1 protein-coding gene is annotated in these 2115 nt (G+C 71.2%); it reads right to left on the minus strand.

The features are described from left to right. Window positions 1-854 precede the first annotated feature (854 nt). Window positions 855-1526: a response regulator gene (locus ADL15_RS13190; RefSeq protein ID WP_067689136.1), complete on the minus strand. Its 672-nt coding sequence runs from the start codon at window positions 1524-1526 to the stop codon at window positions 855-857. Window positions 1527-2115: the final 589 nt, after the last annotated feature.

Here is a 2115-nt window from a genome sequence, read left to right on the forward strand (position 1 = left end):
AAGATCGGGAGATGGAGGCGGCTACGCCGCCACTGACTACACCTACCAAGATCTAAAAACCTCAAGATCAAAGCCTCTACGGTTCCAGGGGATTGACAGGCTGGCCCTCACGGCCGCTATGAGCCGCTTTAACGGCCACCACAACCAGCCAAACCAACCGGGCTGGCCCTCACGGCCGTTATGAGCCGCTTCAAGGACCACCACAACCAGCCGGGCGAGTCCCCATCCCGCTCAGCCTGTTTGATCTCGGTGTCCCCACGGCTTTGGAGTGGTGTCCGATGTATTCGGGCGCAGGTGGGCGGGGGCGTCGTTGCGGGCCGGGACGTTCGGTCGCCCGGTGTTGCTGTGACGACCTGCGTGAGTGGTCGATGCCAGCGAGGCTGCGGAGGTCCGCGTTCGGCGTTGAAGAGACGGCAGAAGTCCGCGCTCAGCAGTCGCGGGACGACAGGAGTCCGCGCTCAGCGCTCGCGGGACGGCAGGAGTCCGCGCTCGGCGCCGGTGGGACGGTAGAGGTCCGCGGTGGGCCGGGTTCGGGGGCGGTGGCGGTCCGCGGTCGGGTTGTGCGTGCGTTCACCGCCCCCGGGTGGGCGGCAGACGCACGCGATCTGGCAGTGCGGACTCTCACCGCCCTACCCCGGAGCGGCCGGCGCCTCAACGCAAGCTGAGTGACATTGGTGCGAGTCCAGCTGGCCCTGACGGCCCTGACCCCGGCCGTCAGCGAACAGAAACCCCCGCCGCCGCTGGGCTCGCGGGCTGGCTTTCAGCGGTGCCTTCTGCCCTCGGAGACACCCCCGAGAGCCAGCCGCGGCCGTGAACTGGAGGTGGCCCGGGGCCGCGCTTGGGGGGTGGGATCGTCAGGCGAGCCAGCCGGGGCGGATCAGGCCGGCCTCGTAGGCGTAGACCACCAGCTGAGCACGGTCGCGTGCGCCTAGCTTGATCATCGTGCGGCTGACGTGGGTTTTTGCGGTGGCTGGGCTGATCACCAGGCGGGTGGCGATCTCGTCGTTGGAGAGGCCCTCGGCGACCAGTGCCATCACTTCGCGTTCGCGGTCGGTGAGCTGGTCCAGCTCGCGGGGTGGTTCCGGACGGCGGCCGGCGCTCGCCCCGGCGAACTCGCCGATCACCCGGCGGGTCACGCTCGGTGACAGCAATGCGTCGCCGGCCGCGACCGCGCGCACCGCCCGCAGCAGCTCCACCGGTTCGGTGTCCTTGACCAGGAACCCGGAGGCGCCGGTCCGCAGCGCCTCGAACACATACTCGTCGAGTTCGAACGTGGTCAGGATGACCACCCGGGTCTCCGCACAGGCCGGATCGGCGGCGATCCGCTTGGTCGCCTCCAGCCCGTCCACCCCGGGCATCCGGATGTCCATCAGCACCACCTCCGGCCGGGTCGCGCGGACCAGACTGATCGCTTGCAGCCCGTCCGACGCCTCACCGACCACCCGGATGTCCGCTTCCGCGTCGAGCAGCGCCCGGAACCCGGCCCGCACCAACGCCTGGTCATCGGCCAGCACCACCGAGATCATCGTTCCCCCTCAGAAGCCACGCGATCAGTACCCGCCACCACCACACCGTTCCCATCACGGCCGCGCCCCACCACACCGTCCTCACCCGACACCCGCCCCACCACGGCGTCCCCTGCCAGACCGCGCGCCGCCCCGCTGTCCCCTGCCAGATCGCACGCCCCGTCGGCGACAACCGGCGCATCATCAGCCACGCCGGGCCGCCCCGAGTCGCCCTGCACGTCGGCGCTAGCCGGCGCGAAGGAAACGCCCTGGCCCGCCGGCACAGGCGCGCCGAACAAGTCCGCCGGATCATCCATGGGCCCACGACCCGGTGGACCGGAAACGACCGTGGGCGAAGCCATCGGCTCCGCGAACGACGAAACGGACGAAGCCGGGTCTGACGGCGGGCCTTGCTGGTCGGGCGCGGACGGGAAGAACGCCGGACCATCGGCGGGGTCATGAGCCGGCGGGCCGGGGCCGGCCGGGACCGGCGCGGCAGGCTCAGCGGGCGGTGGACCCGAGGCTGGGCTCGGCGGCGCGGGTGGGGCTGCGGAAGAAGCGGGTGGGGCTGCGGGGGAAGCGGGTGCGGCTGCGGGGGAAGCGGGTGGGG

The sequence above is a fragment of the Actinoplanes awajinensis subsp. mycoplanecinus genome (assembly GCF_001509495.1).
Taxonomy (GTDB): Bacteria; Actinomycetota; Actinomycetes; order Mycobacteriales; family Micromonosporaceae; genus Actinoplanes; species Actinoplanes palleronii.

Excerpts from the sequence above, each read along its gene's own strand:
- ADL15_RS13190 (WP_067689136.1), bottom strand. The coding sequence starts at position 1,526 with ATGATCTCGGTGGTGCTGGCCGATGACCAGGCGTTGGTGCGGGCCGGG.